This is a genomic window from Ammoniphilus oxalaticus, assembly GCF_003609605.1.
Taxonomy (GTDB): Bacteria; Bacillota; Bacilli; order Aneurinibacillales; family RAOX-1; genus Ammoniphilus; species Ammoniphilus oxalaticus.
Genome location: NZ_MCHY01000008.1, coordinates 608,720 through 634,759, shown reverse-complemented (window position 1 = coordinate 634,759; position 26,040 = coordinate 608,720). Strand labels below are relative to the sequence as shown.

The window sequence follows — 26,040 nt, the reverse complement described above, 5'->3', positions numbered from 1 at the left end:
TTAGTAAAGCTGGGTTGGATATTGACCGTTAAAACAAGCCAAACAATGATGAGAGCCTTCGGACAACCCGATGTTTAAAACATCTGACATTCCCCGCTCGCTCAAAAAGGCTAAGCTATCCGCGCCGATTGACGCGCCCATCGCTTCTTCTTCCGCCCAACGGTTGGCTAGCAATTCCTCTTTGTCCGCCATATCAATTCCATAATAACAAGGGTCTTTTACCATTGGCGAACTAATCCGAACATGCACTTCTTTCGCTCCCGCTTCACGCAACAACCCAACGATCCGTTTACTCGTCGTTCCTCTCACAATCGAATCATCGACAAGCACAATCCGCTTCCCTTCAATCACTTCGCGGACCGCGCTTAATTTTAAGCGGACAGCCAGTTCGCGCAAATCTTGCGTCGGTTCAATAAAAGTACGTCCGACATAAGGGTTTTTAATCAATCCCAATTCATAGGGGATCCCCAATTGTTCCGCGTATCCAAGCGCTGCCGGCACGCTCGATTCTGGGACAGCAACGACCATATCCGCATCAGCCGCTCTTTCTCGGGCCAAAGTCCGTCCTAATTCTTTGCGAACAGCCAACACACTTTTCCCATCAATTTTACTATCAGCCCGCGCAAAATAAACGAGTTCAAATGAGCATAACGACTTTTTCTCCGCCTCTGCAAAACGCCCTGTCTGAATACCGTCTTCATCAATTAATAACCATTCACCTGGCTCCACATCACGCCAATAAGTGGCATCGACCGCATTCAGGGCGCATGTCTCTGAAGCGACAACAATCGCATCGCCTAGTTTACCTAATGAAAGCGGTCGCAGTCCATGTCGATCCAGAGCGACAAACAATTGCTTTTCAGTCATCATTAATAAAGCGAACGATCCTTGTATCTTTTTTAACACTTCAGGGGCCGCTTCGCTAAAATGCTGTTTTGCCGAGCGGGCAAGCAAGTGGGCGATGACCTCTGTATCTGTTGCCGTTTGAAAAATACTGCCTTGTTGATGTAACAGTTCCCGTTCATAGGCCGCATTGACAAGACTTCCGTTATGGGCAACAGCAAGATCTCCTGCTCGGTATTTAAACACGAGCGGTTGGGAATTTTGCCCTCCGCTTTCACCAGCTGAACCGTACCGCACATGTCCAATAGCCATCGTTCCGCGCAGCCGATCTAAAATATCACGCGTAAAAACGTGGGTAACGAGCCCAAGCGCTTTATGAAAGTGAAACCTCTCGCCATCGCTGGCGACAATCCCCGCGCTCTCCTGGCCCCGATGCTGCAAAGCATGTAAACCGTAATACGTTAGATCCGCTGCCAATGGGTGATTAAAAACACCAAAGACGCCGCACTTTTCTCTCATTTCAGATGAAGACATCATTTTTTCTCCTTCCTAGCAAAACGACTTTCCCTTATGCCTTGGCCTAACCTAAGAAGTCCCTTTAAATACAGTGACATTGTCAGCGGCTCAGCTACATTTAGTTAAGAAATTTCAATATGAGTTCATTGACAAGCTCTGGCCTTTCCTCATGCATAAAATGCCCCGTTTTCGGAATTATGTGTAACGTCGCATGCTGCAATTGATCCGCTAGTCGCATTGAATCTTCACGGGTAATGACATGGTCATGTTCCCCCGCTAAAACTAATGTTTCATGCGATATCTGATCATAATCCGCCTTTCTTTTACCGAAATCAAATTCCCTCAATAGACGCAGAAACGAGCGTTCGACCGCTTCCCCCATAAGGGGGGCCAAATAACGATCAAGTTCCTCATCAGACAGCGCTCTCGGATTGTAAAAAGCCGCTCGCACGATATCCGCTAAGATTTGTTTCGTACAGCGTCGTCTAAGAAATGGGCGAACACCTAAACGATACGGTAAGCGGCAAACAAGTTTAATCCAGGGCGACAACCGATCACGATAACCAGAACTTCCAATCAAAACAAGCTTGTCTATGCATTGCGGAGTATCTAAACAAATGCGTAACCCGATTTCTCCGCCCATCGAACTTCCTATAAAATGTACCTTACCGAATCCGAATGCTTGAATCAACTCTTTTATTGATTGGGCGTAAGCGTCCAATGAATAGCCAGGCTTGTCCGGTTTGTCAGAAAAACCAAACCCTTTCAAATCGACCGCAATGACACGAAAACGGGACGCTAAGGCATCGATGTTATGCCTCCAAGTATAAGAGTATGAGCCCAGTCCATGCGCTAACAATATCGGTTGTCCCGTCCCCCTCTCCATATAATGCAACCGAACCCCGTCAAGTTCAATATACTTTCCTTGCCACACACAGTCAGTCGGCTTTGCTACCTGTTGCATACGATCCCCTTCCTACCACTCCCAAATCTTCATCTCTTGAGCTAGTTCAAGTTCCCCTGAAAAGACGGCCTGCGCCTGCGCGCGCAATTCCCGATGATCTCCATAATGCGGAAAGTGGGTCAGGATTAACTGCTTAACACCTGACGCCGCAGCGATTTGACCCGCTTCACGGGCTGTCAAATGACCGGGAACTTGTCCATGCTGTTCTTCATAAAGGCTTGCTTCACAGATGAGTGTATCCGCTCCTCGCGCAAATTCAATCAGTTCATCGCTCCACCCTGTATCCCCCGAGTAAACGAGCGTTCGCTTACTTCCGATAAATTTGATTGCTAGACAATAGGCCGTATGGCGTGTCGGTTGGAATTCAATCTTCCAGGGTCCGATCTTAACCGATTCTTCTGCAACAATGCGCAGTCCCTCAGTATATTGTTTATAGGTTAGTGAATGGAACTTACTATCACCCACCCCATGTCCATAGATCGGTAGCGCTTTATTTCTGTAGCCTAACTGTTTTTGGATCATCATCGCGTATTGCAAACAACCTAAATCCGCGACATGGTCATGGTGATAGTGCGATAAGATCAACGCGTCCAATTGTTCAATCGCCAGTACACGTTGCAATTGAGCGAGAACCCCACTTCCACAGTCAATCAATAGGTGGAAGTGATCTTCTTCTAAAAGGAATGAAGAATTAGCCGATCCTGCCTTCGGATAAGCTCCCCATTGCCCAAGACAAGTTAATTTCAACGATCATCTTCCTTTCCACGATTCCTTTTATTAGTATAAACGATTCTGTTCTGTTACATGAATGAGAAATATAATGTGCTTATTTACTTGTGCCTTCCAATCTATATTGTATATCATAAATAGCAGGTTCGAGCTGAAGGGCCGCGAACACGATAATAAGGAGGAAATTATCAAATATGAACATTCTCTCCGTTGAACCAACCCCTAGTCCCAATGTGATGAAATTAAATGTGGATGAACAATTGCCGGAAGGGGTCTCGAGAAACTTTACAACAGAAAAAAAGGAAAACGCTCCTGAAGCAATCCAAAAATTGCTCCAAATCAAAGGAGTCCAGGGCGTATTCCAAGTACTAGACTTCATTTCAATAGAACGCCATCCCCGCGCGGATTGGCGCGATATTCTGGCCGAAGTCGGCGCAATTTTTGGCTCCAGCTTAACTACTGCCGACCCAACTCAATCGGCGGCCGATACATTCGGGGAAATTCAAGTATCAATCCAAATGTTTAAAGGCATTCCATCGCAAGTAAAACTCGTTTCCGGCGCAGAAGAAACGAGATTCGGACTTGCTGAACGATTTAGCAAAGCCGTCATGAAACTAAGATCAACCGGGGAAAACTACATTTTGGAACGAACCTGGGAAGAGCAAGGCCCACGCTACGGGACGTTTAAAGAAATTGGCGAAGAGGTCGTCCAAGAACTCGAAGCCGCTTATGATGACGAACGGATCAAAAGCCTCTTGGCGCAAGCGTTGGGCGAAAAGCCTGAAACACCCGCTGAAACATTATCTCCAAGCGAAATGGAGAGTCTCTTGCAACATCCCGACTGGGAAAAACGATTTGCCGCCTTGGAAAAGATCGACCCAACGGTCGAAGACATCCCTCTGCTAGCCGACGCTTTGAACGATTCAAAAACATCGATTCGCAGGCTTGCCACAGTCTATTTAGGAATGATCGAAAAGCCGGAAGCATTGCCGCACCTCTACAAGGCGCTGCGGGATTCATCAGCAGCCGTCAGACGGACGGCGGGAGACGCCTTGTCTGATATTGGAGATCCCGCGGCCATTCCCGCAATGATCGAGAGTTTATCCGATTCAAACAAGCTTGTTCGCTGGAGAGCCGCTCGCTTTCTGTTTGAAGTTGGCGACGAATCTGCGCTTGAAGATTTAAAGGCAGCCCAACATGATCCTGAATTCGAAGTAAGTTTACAAGCAAGACTCGCCATGGAAAGAATCGAACGCGGCGAAGCTGCAAGTGGAACGATTTGGCAACAGATGAGCAGAAAAATGCAAGAAGATCAAAATGATTCCGACGATAGACCATAATAAAAGAAAGGCATAAATAAAGCGAACTTCATTCTCGTTTTATTTATTCAAAATTTATATTAGATGCCCTGATCTATTTATCGGGGCTCTTTTCTGTTTAAGGGGAATGAAATAGCGCGCTGATGCAAGTATTTGTTAATTTTGGACTCATTTGAGTGTTATTTGGCGCGCATTGTTGAGACTGCGTGAAGCGGAGACTTCGGGCATAAAAAAAGCCCCCTTTCCAATAAGGAAAAAAGGCTGTAACCGTCGATATATTTAACGCTTGAGGGCTAAATCACGCAACAATCTCGCCCCCGCCTGTTTGCTCTTTAACTTTTCAACAACCGCAAGCCATTCAAAATGACAAGAATCGTACTGCCCTCATGTCCGATTACCCCAAGCGGTAACGTTAGAAATTGGAAAAAGTTAGATAAGATCAGCAGAAAAATCACTGTGAGTGAAAAAACGATGTTTTGCTTGATGACTCTGCGCGCTTTTTGGCTTGTTCGAATCGCCCCTGGTAATCTTACTAAATCATCATGCACAAGCACCAGATCGGCCGTTTCCAAGGAGACGTCACTGCCTGTAATCCCCATCGCGATCCCAACCGACGCGGTCGCAAGCGCGGGGGCATCGTTTACCCCGTCGCCAAGCATCGCAACCTGACCGTATTTCTGTCTCATCTCCTTCACTTTTTCCACCTTATCTGCGGGAAGCATTTCAGCGTATACTTCATCAATGCCCGCTTCATCGGCAATCGCGCGAGCCGTTCCTTCACGATCCCCTGTTAACATCACAACCGCAATCCCCAGGTTTTTCAATTGGGCGATCGTTTCCTTTGCTTCCAACCGAATCGTATCTTTTATCGCAAACAGACCCGCTAATCCCTCATGATTTGTAAGATAGATGACTGTTTTACCCTGTTTTTCCAACTCGTTAATTCGTTCGCGCGTCTGTTCATCAAACAACTCGGATCCAACAAAGTCAGCATTCCCAACTTTCCAGTTCAATCCTTCATATTCCGCGGCGACCCCTCGCCCGGGAAAAGATTGCATTTGATTAGGACGAATCAGCTCAATCCCTTCTTCCTTCGCCTTCTCAATAAGCGCCAGACTAATTGGATGTTCCGACATCATTTCGATCGCTCCGGCAATTCGTAAAATATCGTTCCGCTCATAACCTTGATACGCATGAATATCCGTCACTTGAGGACGACCGAGGGTCAACGTACCCGTTTTATCTACCGCAATTGCTTTAATCTCCGCTAGAATCTCCAGATGGGCTCCACCTTTGAATAAAACCCCTTTCCTTGCTGAACTAGAGATTGCCGAAAGAATAACAGGCATAACGGAAGCAACGAGGGCGCAAGGCGAAGCGACAACGAGAAAGACCATTGCTCGATAAAGGGCCTCGGTCCAACTCCAGCCAAATACAAATGGTGGAATCATGATTAAAACAACGGTAATCCCAAGCACACTTTTTGCATAAGTCGATTCGAATCTTTCCATAAACTGTTGTGAAGCTGGTTTTTCACTTTGCGCTTCTTGCACCATCCGAATAATTTTGGAAAATAAGGTTGACTCACTTGAACTTGTTACCTCAATTATGAGCGAGCCTTGCCCATTCAATGTACCGGCAAAAACTTCCTCGCCTGTTGCTTTTTCAACAGGAACAGACTCACCCGTAATCATTGCTTGATCAACGAACGACACCCCATCCTTCACGATCCCATCTGCTGGAATCCGTTCACCTGGTTTGACGATGACGAGATCTTTGACTTGTAATTCCTCTATTTTTACCGCGTGTTCCTGACCGTCAATAAGACGGACAGCCATCTCTGGCTTCATATCCATCAAAGAAGCGATCTCACGATAACTTTTCGCCAACGTATAGTTTTCTAGGACACCGCTCACCGCAAAAATAAAAATCAGAACGGCCCCTTCTAACCAATAACCGATGCTTGCCGCCCCGATTGCCGCGAGCAACATCAATAGATTAACATCTAAATCGCGCTCTTTAACGAGCGTTATAATACCTTCCTTCATTTTGGCATATCCACCGATAATATAAGCCAACAAGAATAGTCCAACCGACAGCTGCGATTGACCCGACAACAACCAAGCCATCAGTGTAAGCGCCCCGCTGCCAATCACGGCGACACTCTCGCCATGTTGTTTAAACCAAGCCGCGACGTCAATCCCTTCTTCTTGACGCCGATCACGCTCCTGAACCTTTTCTTTTACGTTTGCGCTCATCGTTACATCCCCCCTCCTTGATAATGAATTTCATTTATTTCCCCCTTAAAGTACGCGTGCTGCTGTCCAAATGGACAGCAGCACCAAGGAAAAAATAATATTCACTTCTCTTATATTCAAAACAATTACAATACAACGTAATTGTAATTTGCGCTAGGGCAACTTCACTTTTAATTATAGGCTGCTTCCACCCTTTTGTAAACAAATTAGACAAAAAAAACTCTAATTGAGATTGACAATCATTTACTCATTCGCTATAATTGTAATTGATAATGATTATTAATTATAAAAGAATAGAGGTGCGCTCTATTGGACTTACAAACATTAGAAATTATTTTATTATCCGGATTACTTGTCGCCTATCCACTCATGATACATACGATAAATAAAGTTAAACCTTAAAAGGAATCCACTCGCTTGTGGGTTCCTTTTTTCTTGTCCAAACACAAAATAATATTCTTCTTATCTTCATACATATAAGTATCACTCGAAACGAAGAAAGGAGAAACCCATTGGACAAGAAAGTTTTTATTTATAACCTAGCTTCCTTATTTATACTTTATCTGAATATTGTCCTCAGTTTCTCACTTCTCTATCTGTTTTTAGACTACTTCCAACTCGGACCGATCGTCGACCATTACGCGAGCGAAACCCATCAAAACCAAGGTTTTGATCGCTTATCTCGCTCCATTTATTTCAGCGCGATTACGCTGATGTCCGTCGGTTACGGAGATGTTACTCCTTTAGGATGGTCAAAAGGAGTCGCAATTATTGAAGCGCTGCTCGGCTTCATTCTCCCGCCCGCGCTCGTCGTTAAATATATTCTATTTCCATCAAATTCACTCGAAAAATTAATGCTTAAATCATCTACAAAGGAAAATGATGGTTCCTAGCTTAAACTGGTTATACTAAACACTGAGGTGAAAAAATTGGGGAGATATATCGGTGAGTTCAAATTATCCAGATCTGATAAATTACTTTATTTCTATGAAGACGGACCCTATATAGATGTGCTTGAGTTCTTAAAACAGATGACAAATTCCGAACCTAAATACATACGCTCAACGCGAGCTTGGACAGTCCCCCTTAAAAAACTAACAAAAAAAGAACTTCAAGAACAATTGCAACAAAAAGGCTGGGAAGGAGATATTAAATAGTACGAATCTATCCAAAAAAGGACAAGTCTCCCTTTATAAACTTGTCCTTGTCGATATAGGAATGAGGTCGATTCATCATGAAAAACAAATTCTTTTTTGGATTTATTGCGATCACGACGATTGCGAGCGCGATTGCTCACTATTGGATCCCATCCATCGGCGTCAAATTTGCGATGACTTCACTGGCGATCATCGCTTTGGCCGCGTTACTCGGCAAAGCGACCGAAACCGTCGCTCATTACGCTGGCGATCGCATCGGCGGATTTTTAAATGCCACTTTCGGCAATGCCGCCGAATTGATCATCGCCATTTTCCTGATTAAAAGAGGAATGTTTGATATTGTCAAAGCGTCTATTACCGGTTCAATCATTGGAAATTTATTGCTCGTGCTCGGTTTAAGTTTGTTGGCTGGCGGACTGAAATATAAACAACAAACATTCAACCCTTTGTTAGCGCGCCAAAATGCATCGATGATGCTGCTCGGAGTCATCGCTTTGTTCGTGCCTGCTGCTTTTTCCAACGGATTAGAGGTCAAACAAATCCACACTTTTAGCTTAATCGTATCCGCAAGTTTAATCCTCGCTTATCTTTTGTGGCTTGTTTTTTCGATGATTACCCACAAAGAAGAATTAGAAAACACGGATGACGAGGAAGACTGCGAACAACCGCCAAGTTGGTCAATGCGGACCGCAATCATCATCATGATCGTCGCCACGACTTTAGTTGCCGTCGAAAGTGAATGGTTAGTGCAAAGTGTGGAAAAAGTCGCTCATAAATTAGGTTGGAGCGATTTATTTATCGGAGCCTTCGTCATTGCCATCGTTGGGAATGCCGCTGAGCACAGCGCTGCGATATTTATGGCGTTAAAGAATAAAATTGGAACATCAGTTGAAATTGCGGTGGGCAGCAGTTTGCAAATCGCGCTATTCGTCGGCCCGCTGATTGTATTTATTAGCTACTTATTTGGGACGCCAATGGATATCGTGTTTACAACGCATGAACTTGTCGCAATTGGCGTCGGCACCTTTATTGCCGTGTCTATTTCGAGCGATGGGCAAACGAATTGGTTTGAAGGGATCCTTTTGCTCGTTGTCTACATGATCTTAGGGGCTGGCTTCTATTTCGTATAATCGGAATTTGCGCGACCTAACGCTTTTTCACGAAAGAAGAACACATCTCCGCCGCGCTCCGCGTGAAAGATCGTGTATGATGGAGTAAAAAGAAGAGGTGGGCAAACAAATGATTAAAATTATGTTAAAACTTCCAGGCCAAGAACAAGCTGACCCGCGAGAAGTTAAATCGGTCCAAGATCTTGAAAAGCTGATGGAAGGGGAATTTGAATTGACGGAGGATGATCAGTTACCGGGTATTTACATTCTCGTCAATGAAGAGGCAAGGGGCGTTAAAGCGCATAACTTTACGATTCAGTCAGAAGGCGCTCATGACTGGGTATACGGTCCTTCTGTTATGCTTGCCATGCAAGACGACCAAGCTACCTCCTTAACGGAACAACAGATTGAACAGATCCATGCTTATTTTGCTAGCGCGCGCATGTATAAATAAAAAAGTCTGGCCCGCGCATTGGGTCAGACTTTTTGTCTTTTTTCTACAAAATTAATGCAACGTTAGGATTTCGCCTAATCTAAGTACTTTAAGTTTAGATTCACACAAATTCCTCCGTCGCCACTCTGCCCGCAACCGAAGTAATGCTTCCTGCGGCGTATCGTCGGCTAGTTTAAACGTATTAAAATGCATCGGCACAAACGTTTTACCCCTTAAATCGATAAAAGCCTGCACCGCTTCCTCCGGAGAGACATGTTGTCGACCCATAAACCACTCAGGTTCATACGCGCCAATTGGGACCAAAGCGAGGTCAATCTCATGGCGATTTCCGATTTCATGAAATCCGGAAAAATAGCCGCTATCCCCCATGAAATAAACCGATCGCCCGAATAGATTGTCATCGATCGCCCATCCGCCCCATAGCGAACGATTCGTATCCCACGGTGTTCTTTTCGACCAATGTTGAGTTGGCACAAATGAAAAATAAGTCTCTTTTACAAGCTGGCCTTCCCACCAATTGAATTCTTGCACGCGCGAGAATCCTTTATTCTTAAATTTCACGCCCAGGCCAGCTGGCACTAAAAAAAGCGGGTTTCCGCGCAATGCCCGAATCGATTTAAAATGAAGGTGATCATAATGACTGTGCGAAATGAGCACAACATCAATTTCAGGCATGCCTTGAATGGGTATCCCAGGCGGAGTAAGACGAAGATGCATGCCCATCCGATTCGACCAGACAGGATCTGTGACGATGTTTAATCCGCCTAATTGAATTAAAAAAGTAGAATGACCAATCCATGTTACCGTTGGCCTTTCACGATTCATATATAGAAATTGAAGATCAATTCGATCATGATGACCGATCACGAACGAATAATCTTTTGCCAAGGTCCGTCTTGACTGTTGCCAGCGAACGAAATGATCCCATGTTTTCATATTGGAAACTTGGTCTAGATTTGCAAAGCGTATTCTTTCCATCGTTCTTCCGTCCCTCCATCAAAAGCGCATACGCTTAGTATGTTCGATTAGACGGAAATAAATTTTCTTCACGTTTTAGATGCTTTTCAACAACAGTCGTTTTAATAACGCGGCAAACTGTTGCGGTAATTGCTCAATCGCGGGAATGACAAGATGCTCTTTATCGTAAATATTACGCATTGTTTTCTGATCTACTTCCGAAACAATTCCATCCGATAAAAATAGACCGATCACTTCAATTCCTTGTTTCCTTGCCTCCAGCACTGCCTCTTTTGTGTCCACGATCCCGTTTTGATGATAGCCGTCAGCCGCCGGTTCCCCATCTGAAAAAACGAGCAAAAACCGATGTTTTTCTTGTCTTTTTTGCAACTGCCGCGCGGCCACGCGGACACTCAGTCCGTCGCGGTTGTCCTCTTGCGGTTCCAACTGCATAATTTCCGCGCCGCTTTGAACGTAAATTGATTGTTCAAATTGTTGAATCATGTGAAAGTAATTTGGCTGATAACCTTTTTTTACACCGCTGCCATCTTCCCAAAAACCGATAATCGCATGCGGAATGCGCAATTTTTTTAATACCTCATGAAACATGGTAATCCCTTTTTTTGTATCCGTCATTTTGTTATGCATGGAAGCGGAACAATCCACTAACAAAGTAAACGTGGCATCCACTGTTCGCGATTCATTACGCTTTTTGTAAAAGACGCGCGGGATCGGTTCAAATACGAGCGGAAGCAATCTTTTGGAGAGCCTGCCTAACATCAATTCCCCAAGAGGATCTGTTCTCTTATGTTCAATCGTTTTTTCCACCGTTTTCGCTAAGCTTCGGATATGTCGTTCCACTTCACGCGACATTTCTTGATAAGCCGTTTGCTCCGCTTCAGTTGGTTTCCGAGCCACTTTAAAGAAAAGAGCCACATCTCTATTTTCGCGTCCATACGGTTCACGCTTGCTGTTTCCTTGTGAATCCAACTCTTGTTGCAATTGTTGTTCAGTATCCTCGTTTCCTGAGGCCGCGCTCGCTTTCCCTTGGACCGACGCCAATACTTGATCTCCCGTTTCTGTCTCCCGCGCGCTTCCCCCTAATAAAGGAATTTTCGTTCCGCTTTCCATTTCAAAAGATAGAAATGATTGATTTTGTTGATCCGCTTTCTGTTCACGGTGCCACATTGGCATCTTTTCCCTCTCCGCTTCTTCTCCTCTTGAAGGGCGATCAAGCAGATCCTCATTTTCAAGCGAACGCTTGCGTTTTAAATCGTCAATTGTCACGCCCGGGTCTGTTACGTCAAATCCACTGAACGGGGCAACAAAATATTCATTGACGCAATCCCGCTCATAATATGGCAACAAGTATGAGATAATCTTTTCAACAAGCAAAGTAACGTCCCGCGTATGTTGGGTATCGAAACTCTCATAAAGATACGGGCTGATCCATTCAAGCTGGATAGCCTGTTCTGACTGGGCTTGACGCGACAACATCGGCATTGCGCTATATAACGTCAAATATATTAGACAAAACAGCGCGTCTAATCCAAAACCACGGTTTTGATTGACGGCCAACTGACTTTCAAAATAACGATAATATTCGTCTCTGCGCGCTTGAAATAGCTTCGCTGTCCCTGGGCGATCACGCTTACAATGCTCCTCTAATCTGAGATCCTCCAATAACGTAAACAGAGCGGCGCCAAATCTTCTTAAATGGGTCTGAGCTAAAAAGCGATGCATTGTTTGAAACGAAGCATAATCTGTATGTTGTATCGTTCCGATCGCTCTAAGATAGAGGTCTGTTTTCAACCCAGCTTCCATTTGTTGTTGCGGTAAACGATCCCAGAAACGACTCGCAGTAATGACACGGTGACGTAAATCTACATAATGACCGAAATCGAATTTAAATTTTAAATCTTCGGTCCGCGACAACACACAGGCTAAATCCTGCAACTGTAAAAACAGAGCTGTGTCCACTTTTTTATCATCAAGTACAATGTATTTCATCGGCGGCCTCAGAACAGTGTCTCTGTTAAATTCGCAATAAAATTCCGCTCTTGTTCTTCATCCATCTTATCAATAATCGCCCGTTTGATCGCGCGGCTTGGTGGTATATAGGCGCATAGATCACACGCGTCAAGGAGCGCGCGAATCGAGGCCGCTTCTTCCGAAACTTGTCCTTGACTGGCGGCAAACACGAGATCTGCAGAAAACCGAACGAACAAATCAATCATCTTCTCATCTTGTAAGTTAGCGCTCGTTTGAATCAAGTTTTTCAGCTGCTCTCCGTGAATATAAGGCACTTCGATCACGATAAACCGATTTTTCAACGCTTCATTCAACGGAACCGTGCCAATGTATCCCTCATTAATCGCCGCAATCACACCAAATCCATCGACTGCGCTCACGACTTCAGATGTAAAAGGGTTCGTAATCATTCGCCGATAGTCTAACACCCCGTTTAGGAGGGGCAACGTCTCTGGTTTTGCCATATTCACTTCATCTATATATAAAAAATGCCCATTCTTCATTGCTTGAATAACAGGGCCTGGCACGAATTGGATCACTTGACGATCTTCTTGATAATCTAACGTCTTCCAGCCTAACAAACTTTCCGCGTCTAGATCGACGGAACAATTGACCATATGCATCGGCTGATGAAACAAGGCAGACAACGTCTCCGCGAATTTCGTTTTTCCCGCGCCCGTCGGACCTTTTAACAATATGTTTTTACCCAACGCCAAGGCAGTAACCGCATCGATCACGATCTCATCATTTGGAGGCGTATAACCGCTTGTTCCAATCAGATAATCAAACTCTGACGAAGCCGTCGTTATTCTTTGTTGAATTAAATCTTTCACTGTATGAGATAAATGTTTTGCAATCTCCACTTTACCACCCCTTGTTCTGCTGCTTTGGGAACTATTATACATGACAGCTTGTCCAATCAACATAGCGACTCAAAAAAAAATGCCTTCCTCAAAAAATGGAAAGCAACCCTGAAACAAATACAGTTGTCGATGGATCAATTTAGATGACTTATAAGAATTAGTCCCGTAATAATGCGCGTAACGCCGCGGCTACCCCATCCTTTGCATGGTGAACCGTTTGCCGATCAGCAACCGCTTTTACCTGATGCCGCGCATTTTCCATCGCGATCGCCATCCCCGACCAACGCATCATCGATATATCATTTAACCCGTCTCCAATCGTGACTACGCGCTCCGCTTGGATGCCTAATTGATCGCAAACTGTTTGCAACCCCGTCGCCTTTGTCACCCCATACGGATTAACCTCAATGTTGGTCGGATCAGAGCTACTCACTTCTAAATTACCGCGCGCATGCAGACGATCCCAAATTTCTTTCATTATCTTTTGATCAGAGCTTTGGTAACCAAACTTTAACCATTGATATCGACCCGCATCATCTGGGAACTGGCCCGTTTCAAACACATGATCGACAACAGAGCTCCAAAAGTGAGTCCCATATTCTTTAGCTAATTGTAACAGGTACTCGATATCCTTCGTTTCAAACAGATGACGTTCCAACAGTTGGTTAGGCGGCGCCCAAACTTCGCTGCCATTGGCGACGACATAAGGCGCCCTAATTTCCAACAGATCCAAAAAAGATTTCATCATTCTTAATGGGCGTCCTGTCGCGATCGTAACTTCGAGTCCTGATTGCTGAGCAATCTTAATCCATTTTCTATTCTCGCTCGAAATCGTTCCCGCAGGGTCAAGCAAGGTCCCGTCCAAATCTAAGGCAACCAGTTGCCATTGACTCATATTTGCTCCCCCTCTCTCATCGATTATCCGCCCAAATATTCCCTTATCATATCATATTCCCAATCGAATCAATTAAACCTGCAAAAAAAGTTCCTTTACCAAATGTAGCGCGATAAAGGAACCTTAGCTTATGTGCGATAACTCGCATTAATTTTTACATAGTCGTATGTTAAATCACATCCCCAGGCAACCGCCCCTTCAATCCCGCTATGTAAATCAATCACGATTTTTACATTTTCTTGTTCAAGGTAATCTTTAGCTAATCCTTCATCAAACGGAACAGGAAAACTCGCTTTAACCACTTGAATCTCACCGAGTAAAACGTCGACAAGATCGGGATTAATCTGGGCCCCGCTATAGCCAACCGCGCAGATGATTCGACCCCAATTGGCGTCCGCGCCATACACGGCCGTCTTCACTAAACTGGAGCCGATCACAGACTTGGCAATTTGCCTAGCTGCTTCAATAGAAGGAGCTTGCCTCACTTCAACTTCGATTAACTTTGTCGCGCCCTCGCCATCACGGGCGATTTTCTTCGCTAGATCTTGCATCACAAAACATAGGGCTTCATAGAACGCTTCCGCTTGAGGGTGTTGCTCGGTCAACATCACATTAGACGCAAGTCCGTTTGCTAACACGACAACCATATCGTTTGTGCTCGTATCTCCATCGACTGTAATCATATTAAAGCTCTCATCTGTCGCTTTTTTTAATATTTGTTGCAAAAAGACAGGCTCAATTGCCGCATCCGTTGTAATAAAAGATAGCATGGTCGCCATATTCGGATGAATCATCCCTGAACCTTTCGCTGCTCCGGCGATTGTGATCGTTTGACCATCAATTGATAATTCCACGCAAATTGTTTTTTCAACTAAGTCTGTCGTTAAAATCGCTTTAGAAAAAAGCGGTCCACTCTGTTCCGACACATGAGGCGGTAATTGGCGAATTCCAGCCTGGATCTTATCCATCGGTAAATATTCTCCAATCACACCCGTTGAAGCAACGCCAACCATTTCTGTTGGGATTGAAAAAGCTTCTCCTACCGCTTGTTGCATCGCTTGCGCGTCATTCCAGCCGCGATCCCCCGTACAAGCGTTCGCATTCCCACTGTTTACAATGACAGCTTGCAACTTTCCTTCGTTTTTCTCAATAGACTGTTTGGTAACATGTAAAGGAGCCGCTTGAAACAAGTTCGTCGTATAAACAGCGGCGGAAACAGCCGGTTGCTCGCTAATCACGACACCTAAATCTAAAGAATCAGCGCTCTCTTTAATGCCGCAATGTAATCCAGTTGCTAAAAAACCTTTGGGCTTTGCAATACTTCCTTCCACGATCTTCATCATAAAACGGTTCTCCCCTAACTTCTGAAAAAAGTAATCATATGTATATTTATACTATATTTAAAATTTTAATACAACCGCTTTCTTTTCAATTCACTTTAACGGTGTTGTGCTTTAAAGCAACAGGCTTTATACTATTGTAAATTAGATTATAAAGGTAGGAGTTCAAGTATGGTAAACAGTATCGAGAAGCCGGAAGCAGGAGATGTCTTTCAAAGTTACAAAGGCAATTTATATATGATTGTCGGCCGAGCGATCCATACGGAAACAACTGAAGAAATGGTCATCTACAAAAGTGATGGCGAAGTCGTCTTTGTTCGACCTTTATCGATGTTCATTGGTTCAGTTGAACTCGACGGGAAGAAGGTCCCTCGTTATCGAAAAGTGTGGGACCGCAGCGGGCATTCGCTCTAAAAGTGAGATCCGCTAAACAAACGCCTGGTTATCCTTTGTTTAGGAACCGATTCCTTCCAACGCCGCATATGATACATTAAAATCATGGCGGCATGCAGGGGGAACTTGCAAATGGGACAACAAAGAGAATGGATGATTGTACTACAATGTCCTTGCTCCCCGTACGATAACATTATCATCACAGACCAGGTCATGCAAGACGGATTAGTTATGGTCTGTAGTCAATGCGCCCGTCCGCTCGTCATCTTAGGGAGTGATGGTCATTTATATTTAATTGGTGATGTCATTATCGAACATGCTGTCGGTAATGATGATCCAGACGAATAACTTAGTCATTATCGGCTAAGTTATTTTACTGTGCACACATTAATTATCTTTCTAAACATACCAAGTTGATTTTTTTTGCTATAATATTAGTAGATTAGCTGATTTTCAAAGAAAGGAAAAGGTAGATTGAACATTTTTACTGTCATTGCTACGATAGGCAGTATTCTTATGGCCTTTATTGTTTTAACGATTCGATTGCGAAGAGCGAATAGACCGACCTCAATGAAGCAAATCATACTACCGCCTCTATTTATGAGCACGGGTTCGATGATGTTCCTCTATCCACCAACGAGAGTCGACGCAATCTTTGCCCTAGAATCACTTTTTATGGGAATGATCCTCTCGATACCGCTTATTCTAACCTCTAAGTTTGAATTAAGAGGCGATCAAATTTTTATGAAACGTTCCAAAGCTTTTGCATTTATTCTGATCGGATTGTTGCTCGTTCGTCTCGCTGCAAAAGTGTATGTTGGTGAACATGTCTCCCTCTTCGAAACGGGAGGGTTGTTCTACCTACTTGCTGTCGGTATGATTTTTCCTTGGAGAATTGCAATGGCTTTTCGTTATAGACAACTGCAACGCTCATTAACTGAAAAAGCAGCCTGATAGTCCTTTTTTTAAAAAAGCTTTTGTCCAGATGAAATCACACTGGACAAAAGCTTTTTAATTTACTGAAACTTTGTTAGTTTTGGATCGTTTCTAAGACTTTTTTCAATTTCCACAATTTCTCTTTGGATTGCGCTAACACTCTATATTCAGCGCTCCACATTAAAGAGTTCACCATAAATTCAATCGTGTCCGTTGCCTCTTGCAGGGATTGACGTAAGAGCTCACTTTCCTGTTTTATTTGAAGATTTTTATCCTTATTACTTTCCGCCTTCATAAAACCTTTCCCCCATTTCATCCCTTAGCATTGTGTTAAATATACATTATCATTTATAAAAATTCAACCCTTTCATAAAAAAAACGGTCAAACAATCTACCGCAAGGTTATTTCCCCCGCAAATAAATGTCTGATCCGCTCTTTCCAGGTTGTGTTATGTTTTATTGTCTTTACATTTATATTGCCATTGCTGTCTATTTCACATTGTATCGGGTATTTCCCCGGCCACTTATTTAAATAATCAGGAATTAACGCTTCCTTTACTTGCTCCGTTTGCATTGTTTCCAGCGGTTGACCTTGATGCAACACATACCACCAAGCCGCCTCTTCTACAACCGATTCTGCCATTTTTTGTTCTTGCTGTTCATCAACCCCGAAAACATCAAGCAACGCGGGGAGAAACCCTCCGATCGCGACCGCTAACAAAGCCGCGCCTAGTAACAAATTAAAAAAGGTTCCTAAGCGCATTTAACCGACACTCCTTTTAACCGCTTTCATTATCGTATGAACTCGGTACTAAGGGTGTTCCTACCGTGTTGGTTGTTTGGCTTGCGTCACTTCTTGTTTCAATCGTTGCGTCGCTTCCATTGGATTGTCCGCATTACAAATCGCGGATACGACCGCGACAGCATTGCCGCCAGCAACAATAACGGGCGCCGCGTTGCCATGCTTGATCCCGCCAATGCCAACGATAGGGAGGGTTGTTATCTTTCTAACATCTTCAATGAGCGCAGGTGTTACCGCCGCGCCTGCGTCCGCTTTTGTCGCTGTAGCATAGATTGAGCCAACGCCTAAATAATCAGCCCCATTTGCGAGCGCAATCTCTGCTTCTTTGATGCTAGAGGCGGAGATTCCGATCAGTTTATCGTTGCCTAAACTTTTTCTCGCCTCATTACCGGCTAAGTCATCTTGACCAACGTGCAGACCATCCGCGTCCAATTCGATCGCCAAATCTAGGTAGTCATTGACAATAAATGTAACCCCTTGTTCCTTGCATAGTTGCCGAATAGGTCTTGCCAGCTCTATAAATTGCGGGCGAGACAGCTCTTTTTCGCGAATTTGCACCACTTCCGCGCCACCTGCGATCGCCTCCGCGGCAATCTCATAAGCGCTTCGTTCGCGATGCCCCTTCAGGTCCATCACAAGGTACACGTTCCAGTTAATCATGATTGCTCACCTTGGTAAGCCCAATGGTTTGTCGGCCCATGCCCTTGTCCTAATCCTAATTCCTCTTTAATCGCGGCCGTAATGTACGCTTTCGCTGTTTCGACGCTCTCCACGAGGGAATTTCCTTTCGCTAATTCCGCAGTAATGCAAGCGGCAAAGGTACAGCCTGTCCCGTGCGTGTGTCTTGTTTCAATTCGTTTTCCTGGGAACGTATAAATTTCTGTTCCATCATATAAAATATCGGTCGGATCCCCTTCGAAATGCCCCCCCTTGACAATCGCCGCTTTTGCCCCAAGTTCAACAAGCGCTTTTGCCGCTTCCGTCATATCAGCAACGGTCTGAATCTTTCGCTCCAAGATGACTTCGGCCTCTGGAATATTCGGCGTTATAATCGTCGCTAGCGGAATCAATTCGGTGACCAGCGCATGAGCCGCATCATTTTCTAACAATTTCGCGCCGCCCTTCGCAATCATTACAGGGTCAACAACCAACTGTTTTACGGAATGTTCCTTTAATTTTCGAGCGACAAGCTCAATCACGGGAGCCGTCCCCATCATACCTGTCTTAACAGCGTCAACACCGAGATCCGTAATCACCATTTCAATTTGTTTCTCTATCATTTCTAAAGGAATCGGGTGAATATCCTCTACCCCAAGCGTATTTTGGGCGGTAATCGCAGTCAAGGCGCTCATCCCAAATACATTTCTAACTGTAAAGGTTTTCAGATCCGCTTGAATCCCAGCTCCCCCGCCGCTGTCAGAACCCGCAATTGTCAATGCTCTTGCAATCATTTGACCTACACTCCTTCCAAAAACAGTGTTGTTATAAGCTTCTTGTTGCTTTAATATTCATTAAACTAAGCATAGGACAAGCGCTTTAAATTTTCAATAGCCAGCGAAAAAAAGCAAATCTTTAGCTGCTTCGTCGGTCTTTCGTTTATTTTACATTAATAGGGTATTATAGGTTATATAGGGAAAATAAACCATTGGAGGTTATTATGTATAAAATCTACGATGTTTCGATGTCTATCTTCGAAGGAATGACCGTCTATAAAAATAAAGCGGAAAAGCAGCCCCGTTTTGAACGGAGCACGAATAACTATGTCAGCGAAACGAAAATTCAGCTCGATGTTCATTGCGGAACTCATGTAGACGCGCCGCTGCATATGGTTCCCGAAGGGGAAACGATTGAAAGTATCGCGCTTGAGAATTTAGTCGGTCCATGTAGAGTGCTTGACTTTACCGACGTAACAGGAGCTATTTCCCGAGAACACCTCGAGCAACACCAACCGCGCCAAGATGAATTTATTTTATTAAAGACATCCAATTCCTATCAAGAAGCATTTAACCCCGATTTTATCTATCTTGCGGAAGACGGCGCCCATTATTTAGCCGATCAAAAAGTAAGCGGCGTTGGCATTGATTCATTGGGCGTTGAACGTTCTCAGCCTGGTCACCCTACCCACAAAACATTGTTTCAGCATGAGATTATTATCATCGAAGGGCTTCGCCTAAAAGATGTCCCGGAAGGGCGGTATTTCATGGTCGCGACCCCACTTAAGCTGATTGGAACGGATGCGTCACCCGCCCGCGTCATTTTAATCGAAGGAACACTCCCGCTAGACAAGTAAATCCGCAACTACAGAATAAATTTTCTTACACACGGTCGGACAAAAGGCTAACTTGTCCAAGTTAGCCTTTTGTCCTTCTTTTTTTTTGTGTATACTTCAAGTAAATGATCCAATTAAGAAGCGGGGGGAAAGTATGAATGGTCTCTTCTCAGCAACTGTCGTACAATTGGGAAAATTTCTCCAGTAAATTTCTCCCTCTTATTCTACAACATCAAGAGGAATTGTATTCTCTAAATTTCACCCAAATGGAATTTGACCAGATGTTCTACGCGAATATAAGAAACTGGTATATGTACGGAACGATGGAACAAGATTGTCACTCCGCCTTGCTATTTAATTCACAGAAGAAGTTAATCGGCTTTTATTTATACCAAAAAAATAAAGAAACTGTTTATTTGATGCAAATGTTTGTTGTCGAAGAGTACCGTGGGCGAGGATATGGGCACATGATCCTGCGTCATTTTGAACAAGACGCGAAGCGTCTAGGGGCGACTTCATCTTTTCTGCACGCGAGCAGTATGAATGAGGTCGCTATCTCCTTCTATCAACGCAACCATTATTTCATTATGGACCAAGAAATTGAAGAAGACGGCATGCCGCGATTTCTAATGTTCAAAACATTACTTTAATCCTGTAGGCAACGCGTTAAAGTAGGGGCCCTCCCGCTCGAGCGGCGGCCCCTTTCACCTTTACTCGTCTTCATCATCGGTTACGTATATGATCGTTACACCTAATTGCCGCAACAGGCTGATCACCTGTTCGTTTAATTGACTGTCATGAACGAGCCCAATGGATTCGACTAGTTCCAATTCTTCTAAATCCCCTGTCTCGGCATCTTCAATTAATTCTAATATGTCCTCTAATTGCTTCTCTTTCAATTGATCAATGAGTTGTTCTTTGTTCATCTTCTTCCCTCCTTTCACATCATTCGATTCAAATTATACCGAATTATTCACGATGATTTCCAACATAGGGTAAATGTAGACATAAACTACAAGATATAATCATGTTTCTTTCACATCCGGAATATGATAACCTTAAGATAGAAATAAAGATGTATAGTGTCTTTCATGACAAGCTCATCCTTTGCGCTTTGCGTATGGTTGTCCTAATCAAATCAACTCGAGACTTTGGGGTAGAAGATGTAAGGGACACCTCCGTGTCTCTTACCGATGTTTTAATATCTGAAGGAGGCGTTTTTAGTTGAATCCAAGTGAGCGTATGTTAAACCGAATCAAATCGATCTACATTTACTTAAAAAAGAAAGGAAATGCAGTTGATTCTTCGGAACTGGCAGAAGAATTTGGATACACACCGAGAACGATTCAACGGGACTTGCGGACTTTAGAGTATAATAACTTAGTGAAAAATACCGGCAAAGGAAAATGGGCTGTTACTTAACGAACATAAAAATTAAAAAAATAAACCTGCTATCTTTAGCAGGTTTTTTGTTTCCAACTTTCTATGAAACTCTCTTTTTCTAGTCGCTCTTGTTTTGTTGCGCGACGCTCTAGTTTATATGAATCACAGTCTTCGGAATAATCACTCGCTTGAAAGGACAATTTCTTTTGTTTTTTCATACAAAGATTCTCTGATTTCACTAAGAAAAAGCAATGTCGACAAGAATTGACAGAACGAATCTTAGGAATCTTCTTTTCTGCTAGAACCATACGATTACGACAAAATGGACATTCTTCGATATCCAAATTTTTAGACCAACCAATGCAGTCCTTGCTTGCGCATATGCGGACGGTCAACAACTCTTCTCCAGCGACAATATTCGTTTTCAGCTGGATCCCAGGACTTTCATTTGAGTGAATGAAGTGATTCATCGTTTTACCATCACGTCCTATTCTATTTCGGATTAAACCGGAAGCGGTCCTGTGTAGGAATTATAACATGCGTAAACAATCATAAAAAGCGGTAAAAAAAGCCACCTTAGCTAAAGGTGGCTGTGTTCCATACTCATACTATTTTACAGGCGCCGTCTGTTTATCAAAGTTCGGCGTTACAACTTCCATATCGCCGACGCCCCGAATCAACTTACGAGCGTAGGTCTTTTCTGGATTTAAAACATGAACTAAATATTCAATCGCAACCTCTGGATCTACCGTCTCTCCGCACGTATAACAATCTAACGCGGCAAATCCTCTTTCTGGGTACGTATGAATCGACAAATGACTTTCCGATAAAAGAACCAGAACCGTAGCGCCTTGCGGATCAAATTGTTTCGATTGGATACTCAAAACAGTCGCCCCGCAAGCCTCTGCCGCCTCCACCATGTAATGCTGAAGCCGTTCCGCATTATTTAATAAATCAAAATCTACACCCCAAGTATCGATTGCAACATGTCTTCCGAAAGTTGAATATTCCATCTCTCGGTCCCCCCTCCTAGCATAATATAATTCTTCGATATCGCTAGGACCTACGCCATTCACTATCTTCGAGGAGAATTTCCTTGAGTGAATCCTGGTTCCTAATTTGTATCAATCATTAAAATACCATGGAATCTTGCATCTCGCAACACCTTTTTCAAACTTACAACAAAAAGAATAAAGCGCGCATTTTACCAACTTTATTCTCCTTCTGCTTGCTCCGTTTTTGGACAATCCAACGCAATAAAAGCTTCTTTTACGCGACTCCAAAAAGGAAACGATTCACACCTCAAAAACTGAATCCGTTCTGTCGCCACGGAACACGTCACTTTTTGTAAATGTTCCGTCTGAAAGGTGGCATGATCAACAGAAACTGTATACGTGTTTGGCTGTGGATGAAGCGTAAGCGTGTGCCCTTTTGGAATGACAAGCGAAGAGCCGATCGTCCGATACACACGGTTATTGATCGAGGCGATTTCACTCAGCTGGATCATCTCTAAAGAAGGGTGCACAATCGCCCCTCCTAAACTTTTATTATATCCTGTGCTTCCCGAAGGACTCGAAATACATAAGCCATCCCCTTTAAACGATTCAAACGAGCGGTTGTTAAGCTCCACATCGACCTGAACGGACCCTCTGATCCCTTTCACTGTAAAATCATTGAGAGCCAACAGACGACGCGTCTGCTGTTCTTCCGTTAACTCGACTTGTACCAAGGGATACTCAACTGTGATCAATTTGTCTTCCGTAATCGCTTTAAGTAACGCGTCAACATCATCCCATTCCGAATAAAAACCAAGGTGGCCTGTATTGTAGGCGATGAAACAAACGCGCTCAATCATCGCTTGATACGTGTGGAAAGCGCGCAACACGGTGCCATCGCCTCCAACCACAATGACCATTTGGGGGTGAGCTTGATTGTGCGTATACCCTTTTGTTGTAAGGACATCGATCACATGCCCTTTACGCTTTTCTGATAGGACATCCCCTCTGCTAATCACTGCAAAATCCATTTTATTCACCCCGATCACGATCTGCTACATCACTGTGAGCTTCTCTCGCTTTTGAAAGTTAGTTTGCCCATTCCGCTCTTAATTTAACAAACCAACCGTAAAGAGATGCTGACGCGCAAACACAGCAAGGGGTAACGACACCCGATTGATTACCACGGATCATTCATCACATTGTAGCCGACTTCCTCTAAATATTTTTCTTTATTTAAACGATCAATAAAACGATGTTCACTTAAACTCATTTCAGAATTACCCAGATAATGTTTAAAGATGCCCATCACTCCAACAAGCAAAAATGAGAGTAAACTGACTACAATCGCAAATAAGACCATGTGCTCGATCCCTCCTGCTAAACTCTATTCAGGGCGCAGGTCGATTAGTCACGCTATTTATAGTTTTTCCAATCAAGCTCTGATTCGTTTAACAATTCCTCGAATGATTTATTTTTTTCTCGCTGTTTTCGTTCAAACTCCCGTTGGGCTCGCTCTTCCTCTTGCCGTTTTACCGCTTCTTTTTGCTGTTCTTTTTTCAACTGTTTCAATTGCTCAGCCATCTTTGAATCGAGTAAATCCCCTAAACTAATCCCTTGTTCATCTTTTTTCGAATTACGATTCGAATTACGGTTTGATTTATTTCTATGGTTTCTGCTCATTTTTCGATCTCCTCTACGCTGAAATAGAAAAAAGGTCTTGACCTAAAAGGCGCAAGACTTAGTTTGCTTCATGTCTGCGGGGCAGCGAACCCGTACGTTCATAAATTTCCGCAAGATTGTCGATTTCTTTTTTTAATTCGTCAACGAGTTCATCTTCTGGTATCTTTCTAACGACCTCACCATGACGAAACAACAGTCCTTCGCCACGCGCCCCGGCTATCCCGATATCCGCCTCCCGCGCTTCGCCTGGTCCATTGACAGCGCACCCTAACACAGCGACTTTAATCGGGGCTTTGATCTTAGAAATATAGTTTTCAATATCGTTTGCGACAGAGATCAGATCGATTTCGATTCGGCCGCAAGTTGGACACGAGATAAGCGTAGCCGCATTAGAAGCCAACCCAAACGCCTTCAGCAATTCGCGACACACTTTTATTTCTTCAACAGGCTCGGCGCTTAACGAAATTCGGATCGTTGATCCGATGCCCTGCGCTAACAGAGCTCCAAGACCTGCCGCGCTTTTGACCGTCCCCGCAAAGAGCGTGCCCGCCTCCGTGATCCCAAGGTGGAGCGGATAATTAAAAGCCGCAGCGGCCTTCGTATACGCCTCTATCGTTAAGGGAACATCAGATGCTTTCAAGGAAACAATAATATCGTGAAAATCGAGATCTTCTAAAATCCGAATATGATGCAGCGCGCTCTCCACCATTGCTTCCGCAGTTGGATAACCGTACTTCTCCAACAAATGTTTTTCCAAGGAACCAGCGTTAACCCCGATTCGAATCGGCACGCCTTTTTCTTTACACGCCCTCACCACTTCTTGAACGCGCTCTTTTCGACCAATGTTTCCAGGATTAATGCGCACTTTGTCAATACCGTTTTCGATCGCTTTTAAAGCTAACTTATAATCAAAGTGAATATCGGCAACGAGTGGGATTTGGATTTGTTTTTTGATCTCTTTGATCGCTTCGGCCGCTTCCATATTGTTCACAGTCACCCTAACGATTTGACAGCCCGCTTCCTCTAATTGATGGATTTCCTCGACCGTAGCTTGTACATCGGCTGTCTTCGTCATCGTCATGCTTTGAATAACAACCTCATTATTGCCGCCAATCGTTAGATTTCCAACTTGAACAGCTCTTGTTTGCTCTCTATGATACATAATCTTTATTCGATCTCCTTTTTAAACTCATCTCGTTCTATTTTAAACGAAAACGCGAGTCGATGTATGTAAAATTTGATATGAAGCGAAAGAGCAGATCAAAATCTACTCCTTCACTCGTTAAGGGCATTTTCGATTGAAACGCGGATCCGCTGGGCTAGAAGATGTAACTGCGCTATTTTTCCAAACTCCCACAACTCTTTGAAACTTTGATAATAACGATCCGCTTCCGTCACGTGACCATACGTATATAGCCGTTGTATATCACGTAAAATATTGCTGACCATTTGAGATTTTGTTTCAAACTCTTGTTGGGCTTCGGTTACTTCATCGCGAATAAGCGACATCTCCTGATCCAATTCATAAGCAGCTTCTGCAGCGCGCACTAATCTTTCCCGGATGTGAGGCGGGATATTTTGTTCATATTTATAATTGAGCGAGTGTTCAATCGTTGCCCAAAAATTCATCGCCAAAGTCCGAATTTGAATTTCCGCTAAGATTTCCCTTTGTCCAATGGAGGTTTGCACAGGGTAACGGATAATAAAATGATAGCTTCGATAACCACTTTCCTTCTGGTTATTTACGTAATCCTTCTCATAAACGATATCCATATCTTTTTTATCACGCTGTCGGATCAATTCTTTCACTTTAGCAATATCTTCAACGAATTGGCACATAATACGAATGCCGGCAATGTCTTCAATGCCTGTATCAATCTCTTCCATTGAGACATTTAATCGCTTCGCTTTGTTAAAAATGCTCGAAAGTTTCTTCACTCTACCAGTCACAAATTCAATTGGCGAATAATCTTCCCTTTTTTTGTATTCTTTTCGGATCCCTCTAAATTTTATCTTTAATTCTTCCACCGCTTGTTCATAGGGGATCAAAAATTTATCCCAGTCTCGACTACTCACTCCGATTCCTCCCGCCAGAGTTTCACCCTAAAGTTTACCCATTTTATTGTACAAGATTTTTAGGAGAG

31 protein-coding genes are annotated in these 26,040 nt (G+C 43.7%); 10 read left to right on the top strand and 21 right to left on the bottom strand.

Translation table 11 applies throughout. From position 1 onward, the window contains the following. The 3 genes from purF to BEP19_RS09475 form a co-directional block, all read right to left on the bottom strand. Positions 1 to 1,380 carry an amidophosphoribosyltransferase gene (gene purF, locus BEP19_RS09485; protein WP_120189638.1) on the bottom strand — a complete coding sequence of 460 codons (1,380 nt, stop codon included), beginning with the start codon at positions 1,378 to 1,380 and terminating at the stop codon, positions 1 to 3. 97 nt (positions 1,381 to 1,477) lie between these two features. Further along, entirely contained in the window at positions 1,478 to 2,323 is an 846-nt protein-coding gene (locus BEP19_RS09480) for an alpha/beta fold hydrolase (protein ID WP_120189637.1), read from the bottom strand. Positions 2,324 to 2,335: 12 nt separating this feature from the next. After that, positions 2,336 to 3,070 carry an MBL fold metallo-hydrolase gene (locus BEP19_RS09475; RefSeq protein WP_120189636.1) on the bottom strand — a complete coding sequence of 245 codons (735 nt, stop codon included), beginning with the start codon at positions 3,068 to 3,070 and terminating at the stop codon, positions 2,336 to 2,338. Between the two features lie 176 nt (positions 3,071 to 3,246). Here BEP19_RS09475 and BEP19_RS09470 point away from each other — a divergent pair, with 176 nt between their 5' ends. Then, positions 3,247 to 4,392 carry a conserved virulence factor C family protein gene (locus BEP19_RS09470; protein ID WP_120189635.1) on the top strand — a complete coding sequence of 382 codons (1,146 nt, stop codon included), beginning with the start codon at positions 3,247 to 3,249 and terminating at the stop codon, positions 4,390 to 4,392. A gap of 311 nt (positions 4,393 to 4,703) precedes the next feature. Here BEP19_RS09470 and BEP19_RS09465 read toward each other — a convergent pair whose 3' ends face one another. Then, on the bottom strand, positions 4,704 to 6,629 hold the full coding sequence (locus tag BEP19_RS09465) for a heavy metal translocating P-type ATPase (RefSeq protein WP_120189634.1): 1,926 nt from the start codon (positions 6,627 to 6,629) through the stop codon (positions 4,704 to 4,706). A 512-nt stretch (positions 6,630 to 7,141) separates the two neighbouring features. Between BEP19_RS09465 and BEP19_RS09460 the strand changes: the two genes are divergently transcribed. The 3 genes from BEP19_RS09460 (at position 7,142) to BEP19_RS09445 (ending at position 9,349) form a co-directional block, all read left to right on the top strand. Beyond that, a complete protein-coding gene (locus BEP19_RS09460; RefSeq protein WP_120189633.1) occupies positions 7,142 to 7,522 on the top strand; it encodes a potassium channel family protein in 381 nt (126 codons plus the stop codon). Between the two features lie 341 nt (positions 7,523 to 7,863). Next, positions 7,864 to 8,916: a calcium/proton exchanger gene (cax, locus tag BEP19_RS09450; protein WP_120189631.1), complete on the top strand. Its 1,053-nt coding sequence runs from the start codon at positions 7,864 to 7,866 to the stop codon at positions 8,914 to 8,916. Positions 8,917 to 9,025: 109 nt separating this feature from the next. Next, positions 9,026 to 9,349 (top strand): DUF3846 domain-containing protein, encoded by a 324-nt coding sequence (locus BEP19_RS09445; protein ID WP_120189630.1) that lies wholly within the window; start codon positions 9,026 to 9,028, stop codon positions 9,347 to 9,349. A gap of 51 nt (positions 9,350 to 9,400) precedes the next feature. Here BEP19_RS09445 and BEP19_RS09440 read toward each other — a convergent pair whose 3' ends face one another. From BEP19_RS09440 to argJ, 5 genes are all read right to left on the bottom strand, one after another. Next, the gene (locus BEP19_RS09440; protein WP_120189629.1) at positions 9,401 to 10,327 is read right to left on the bottom strand and encodes an MBL fold metallo-hydrolase; all 927 of its coding nucleotides are present in this window, start codon (positions 10,325 to 10,327) and stop codon (positions 9,401 to 9,403) included. A gap of 75 nt (positions 10,328 to 10,402) precedes the next feature. Then, positions 10,403 to 12,316: a vWA domain-containing protein gene (locus BEP19_RS09435; protein WP_120189628.1), complete on the bottom strand. Its 1,914-nt coding sequence runs from the start codon at positions 12,314 to 12,316 to the stop codon at positions 10,403 to 10,405. An 8-nt stretch (positions 12,317 to 12,324) separates the two neighbouring features. After that, on the bottom strand, positions 12,325 to 13,242 hold the full coding sequence (locus BEP19_RS09430) for an ATP-binding protein (protein ID WP_120189983.1): 918 nt from the start codon (positions 13,240 to 13,242) through the stop codon (positions 12,325 to 12,327). A gap of 115 nt (positions 13,243 to 13,357) precedes the next feature. Beyond that, positions 13,358 to 14,095, bottom strand: a complete 738-nt coding sequence (locus tag BEP19_RS09425; RefSeq protein ID WP_120189627.1) for a Cof-type HAD-IIB family hydrolase — start codon at positions 14,093 to 14,095, stop codon at positions 13,358 to 13,360. Positions 14,096 to 14,223: 128 nt separating this feature from the next. Further along, on the bottom strand, positions 14,224 to 15,438 hold the full coding sequence (argJ, locus tag BEP19_RS09420; RefSeq protein WP_120189626.1) for a bifunctional ornithine acetyltransferase/N-acetylglutamate synthase: 1,215 nt from the start codon (positions 15,436 to 15,438) through the stop codon (positions 14,224 to 14,226). 168 nt (positions 15,439 to 15,606) lie between these two features. Here argJ and BEP19_RS09415 point away from each other — a divergent pair, with 168 nt between their 5' ends. From BEP19_RS09415 to BEP19_RS09405, 3 genes are all read left to right on the top strand, one after another. Further along, positions 15,607 to 15,849 carry a DUF1653 domain-containing protein gene (locus BEP19_RS09415; protein ID WP_120189625.1) on the top strand — a complete coding sequence of 81 codons (243 nt, stop codon included), beginning with the start codon at positions 15,607 to 15,609 and terminating at the stop codon, positions 15,847 to 15,849. Between the two features lie 111 nt (positions 15,850 to 15,960). Further along, on the top strand, positions 15,961 to 16,176 hold the full coding sequence (locus BEP19_RS09410; protein WP_120189624.1) for a hypothetical protein: 216 nt from the start codon (positions 15,961 to 15,963) through the stop codon (positions 16,174 to 16,176). A gap of 126 nt (positions 16,177 to 16,302) precedes the next feature. Further along, the gene (locus BEP19_RS09405; protein ID WP_342767406.1) at positions 16,303 to 16,782 is read left to right on the top strand and encodes a CcdC family protein; all 480 of its coding nucleotides are present in this window, start codon (positions 16,303 to 16,305) and stop codon (positions 16,780 to 16,782) included. A gap of 76 nt (positions 16,783 to 16,858) precedes the next feature. Here BEP19_RS09405 and BEP19_RS09400 read toward each other — a convergent pair whose 3' ends face one another. The 4 genes from BEP19_RS09400 to thiD form a co-directional block, all read right to left on the bottom strand. Beyond that, positions 16,859 to 17,059 (bottom strand): hypothetical protein, encoded by a 201-nt coding sequence (locus BEP19_RS09400; RefSeq protein ID WP_120189623.1) that lies wholly within the window; start codon positions 17,057 to 17,059, stop codon positions 16,859 to 16,861. A gap of 96 nt (positions 17,060 to 17,155) precedes the next feature. Beyond that, positions 17,156 to 17,527 carry a hypothetical protein gene (locus BEP19_RS09395; RefSeq protein WP_120189622.1) on the bottom strand — a complete coding sequence of 124 codons (372 nt, stop codon included), beginning with the start codon at positions 17,525 to 17,527 and terminating at the stop codon, positions 17,156 to 17,158. Positions 17,528 to 17,587: 60 nt separating this feature from the next. Beyond that, positions 17,588 to 18,226: a thiamine phosphate synthase gene (thiE, locus tag BEP19_RS09390; RefSeq protein ID WP_120189621.1), complete on the bottom strand. Its 639-nt coding sequence runs from the start codon at positions 18,224 to 18,226 to the stop codon at positions 17,588 to 17,590. Continuing rightward, on the bottom strand, positions 18,223 to 19,017 hold the full coding sequence (gene thiD / locus BEP19_RS09385) for a bifunctional hydroxymethylpyrimidine kinase/phosphomethylpyrimidine kinase (RefSeq protein ID WP_120189620.1): 795 nt from the start codon (positions 19,015 to 19,017) through the stop codon (positions 18,223 to 18,225). Before thiD ends, thiE begins: the two co-directional genes overlap by 4 nt. 206 nt (positions 19,018 to 19,223) lie before the next feature. On the opposite strand from thiD, the gene BEP19_RS09380 reads away from it, so the two are divergent. After that, complete coding sequence (locus tag BEP19_RS09380; protein WP_120189619.1) at positions 19,224 to 19,856, top strand: cyclase family protein; 633 nt, start codon at positions 19,224 to 19,226, stop codon at positions 19,854 to 19,856. 137 nt (positions 19,857 to 19,993) lie between these two features. Then, entirely contained in the window at positions 19,994 to 20,485 is a 492-nt protein-coding gene (locus tag BEP19_RS09375) for a GNAT family N-acetyltransferase (RefSeq protein WP_120189618.1), read from the top strand. 60 nt (positions 20,486 to 20,545) lie between these two features. Here BEP19_RS09375 and BEP19_RS09370 read toward each other — a convergent pair whose 3' ends face one another. After that, complete coding sequence (locus tag BEP19_RS09370; RefSeq protein ID WP_120189617.1) at positions 20,546 to 20,761, bottom strand: hypothetical protein; 216 nt, start codon at positions 20,759 to 20,761, stop codon at positions 20,546 to 20,548. 316 nt (positions 20,762 to 21,077) lie between these two features. Here BEP19_RS09370 and BEP19_RS09365 point away from each other — a divergent pair, with 316 nt between their 5' ends. Beyond that, entirely contained in the window at positions 21,078 to 21,257 is a 180-nt protein-coding gene (locus BEP19_RS09365; RefSeq protein WP_425452759.1) for an HTH domain-containing protein, read from the top strand. Positions 21,258 to 21,292: 35 nt separating this feature from the next. Here BEP19_RS09365 and BEP19_RS09360 read toward each other — a convergent pair whose 3' ends face one another. The 7 genes from BEP19_RS09360 to yjbM all read right to left on the bottom strand — a co-directional run bounded on the left by BEP19_RS09360 (position 21,293) and on the right by yjbM (position 25,972). After that, positions 21,293 to 21,688 carry a hypothetical protein gene (locus BEP19_RS09360; protein ID WP_120189615.1) on the bottom strand — a complete coding sequence of 132 codons (396 nt, stop codon included), beginning with the start codon at positions 21,686 to 21,688 and terminating at the stop codon, positions 21,293 to 21,295. A 138-nt stretch (positions 21,689 to 21,826) separates the two neighbouring features. After that, positions 21,827 to 22,231, bottom strand: coding sequence for an adenosylmethionine decarboxylase (gene speD, locus BEP19_RS09355; RefSeq protein WP_120189614.1), 405 nt, complete (start codon positions 22,229 to 22,231; stop codon positions 21,827 to 21,829). 200 nt (positions 22,232 to 22,431) lie between these two features. Continuing rightward, on the bottom strand, positions 22,432 to 23,244 hold the full coding sequence (locus BEP19_RS09350) for an NAD kinase (RefSeq protein WP_120189613.1): 813 nt from the start codon (positions 23,242 to 23,244) through the stop codon (positions 22,432 to 22,434). Positions 23,245 to 23,393: 149 nt separating this feature from the next. Then, on the bottom strand, positions 23,394 to 23,576 hold the full coding sequence (locus BEP19_RS09345; protein ID WP_120189612.1) for a hypothetical protein: 183 nt from the start codon (positions 23,574 to 23,576) through the stop codon (positions 23,394 to 23,396). Positions 23,577 to 23,629: 53 nt separating this feature from the next. Next, entirely contained in the window at positions 23,630 to 23,896 is a 267-nt protein-coding gene (locus BEP19_RS09340) for a YqkE family protein (protein ID WP_120189611.1), read from the bottom strand. 58 nt (positions 23,897 to 23,954) lie between these two features. Continuing rightward, complete coding sequence (gene ispG / locus BEP19_RS09335) at positions 23,955 to 25,058, bottom strand: flavodoxin-dependent (E)-4-hydroxy-3-methylbut-2-enyl-diphosphate synthase (RefSeq protein ID WP_120189610.1); 1,104 nt, start codon at positions 25,056 to 25,058, stop codon at positions 23,955 to 23,957. Positions 25,059 to 25,171: 113 nt separating this feature from the next. Continuing rightward, on the bottom strand, positions 25,172 to 25,972 hold the full coding sequence (yjbM, locus tag BEP19_RS09330; RefSeq protein ID WP_120189609.1) for a GTP diphosphokinase: 801 nt from the start codon (positions 25,970 to 25,972) through the stop codon (positions 25,172 to 25,174). Positions 25,973 to 26,040 lie beyond the last annotated feature (68 nt).

Coding starts and splice junctions, on each gene's coding strand:
- BEP19_RS09395 (WP_120189622.1), bottom strand. CDS start 17,527: ATGCGCTTAGGAACCTTTTTTAATTTGTTACTAGGCGCGGCTTTGTTA.
- BEP19_RS09340 (WP_120189611.1), bottom strand. CDS start 23,896: ATGAGCAGAAACCATAGAAATAAATCAAACCGTAATTCGAATCGTAAT.
- BEP19_RS09445 (WP_120189630.1), top strand. CDS start 9,026: ATGATTAAAATTATGTTAAAACTTCCAGGCCAAGAACAAGCTGACCCG.
- BEP19_RS09470 (WP_120189635.1), top strand. CDS start 3,247: ATGAACATTCTCTCCGTTGAACCAACCCCTAGTCCCAATGTGATGAAA.
- BEP19_RS09480 (WP_120189637.1), bottom strand. CDS start 2,323: ATGCAACAGGTAGCAAAGCCGACTGACTGTGTGTGGCAAGGAAAGTAT.
- BEP19_RS09430 (WP_120189983.1), bottom strand. CDS start 13,242: ATGTATAATAGTTCCCAAAGCAGCAGAACAAGGGGTGGTAAAGTGGAG.
- BEP19_RS09400 (WP_120189623.1), bottom strand. CDS start 17,059: ATGAAGGCGGAAAGTAATAAGGATAAAAATCTTCAAATAAAACAGGAA.
- speD (WP_120189614.1), bottom strand. CDS start 22,231: ATGGAATATTCAACTTTCGGAAGACATGTTGCAATCGATACTTGGGGT.
- argJ (WP_120189626.1), bottom strand. CDS start 15,438: ATGATGAAGATCGTGGAAGGAAGTATTGCAAAGCCCAAAGGTTTTTTA.
- BEP19_RS09435 (WP_120189628.1), bottom strand. CDS start 12,316: ATGAAATACATTGTACTTGATGATAAAAAAGTGGACACAGCTCTGTTT.
- BEP19_RS09345 (WP_120189612.1), bottom strand. CDS start 23,576: ATGGTCTTATTTGCGATTGTAGTCAGTTTACTCTCATTTTTGCTTGTT.
- BEP19_RS09375 (WP_120189618.1), top strand. CDS start 19,994: ATGGTCTCTTCTCAGCAACTGTCGTACAATTGGGAAAATTTCTCCAGT.
- BEP19_RS09350 (WP_120189613.1), bottom strand. CDS start 23,244: ATGGATTTTGCAGTGATTAGCAGAGGGGATGTCCTATCAGAAAAGCGT.
- thiE (WP_120189621.1), bottom strand. CDS start 18,226: ATGATTAACTGGAACGTGTACCTTGTGATGGACCTGAAGGGGCATCGC.
- BEP19_RS09440 (WP_120189629.1), bottom strand. CDS start 10,327: ATGGAAAGAATACGCTTTGCAAATCTAGACCAAGTTTCCAATATGAAA.
- BEP19_RS09425 (WP_120189627.1), bottom strand. CDS start 14,095: ATGAGTCAATGGCAACTGGTTGCCTTAGATTTGGACGGGACCTTGCTT.
- BEP19_RS09380 (WP_120189619.1), top strand. CDS start 19,224: ATGTATAAAATCTACGATGTTTCGATGTCTATCTTCGAAGGAATGACC.
- BEP19_RS09360 (WP_120189615.1), bottom strand. CDS start 21,688: ATGAATCACTTCATTCACTCAAATGAAAGTCCTGGGATCCAGCTGAAA.
- ispG (WP_120189610.1), bottom strand. CDS start 25,058: ATGTATCATAGAGAGCAAACAAGAGCTGTTCAAGTTGGAAATCTAACG.
- BEP19_RS09365 (WP_425452759.1), top strand. CDS start 21,078: ATGTTAAACCGAATCAAATCGATCTACATTTACTTAAAAAAGAAAGGA.
- BEP19_RS09465 (WP_120189634.1), bottom strand. CDS start 6,629: ATGAGCGCAAACGTAAAAGAAAAGGTTCAGGAGCGTGATCGGCGTCAA.
- BEP19_RS09415 (WP_120189625.1), top strand. CDS start 15,607: ATGGTAAACAGTATCGAGAAGCCGGAAGCAGGAGATGTCTTTCAAAGT.
- purF (WP_120189638.1), bottom strand. CDS start 1,380: ATGATGTCTTCATCTGAAATGAGAGAAAAGTGCGGCGTCTTTGGTGTT.
- BEP19_RS09370 (WP_120189617.1), bottom strand. CDS start 20,761: ATGAACAAAGAACAACTCATTGATCAATTGAAAGAGAAGCAATTAGAG.
- thiD (WP_120189620.1), bottom strand. CDS start 19,017: ATGATTGCAAGAGCATTGACAATTGCGGGTTCTGACAGCGGCGGGGGA.
- cax (WP_120189631.1), top strand. CDS start 7,864: ATGAAAAACAAATTCTTTTTTGGATTTATTGCGATCACGACGATTGCG.
- BEP19_RS09410 (WP_120189624.1), top strand. CDS start 15,961: ATGGGACAACAAAGAGAATGGATGATTGTACTACAATGTCCTTGCTCC.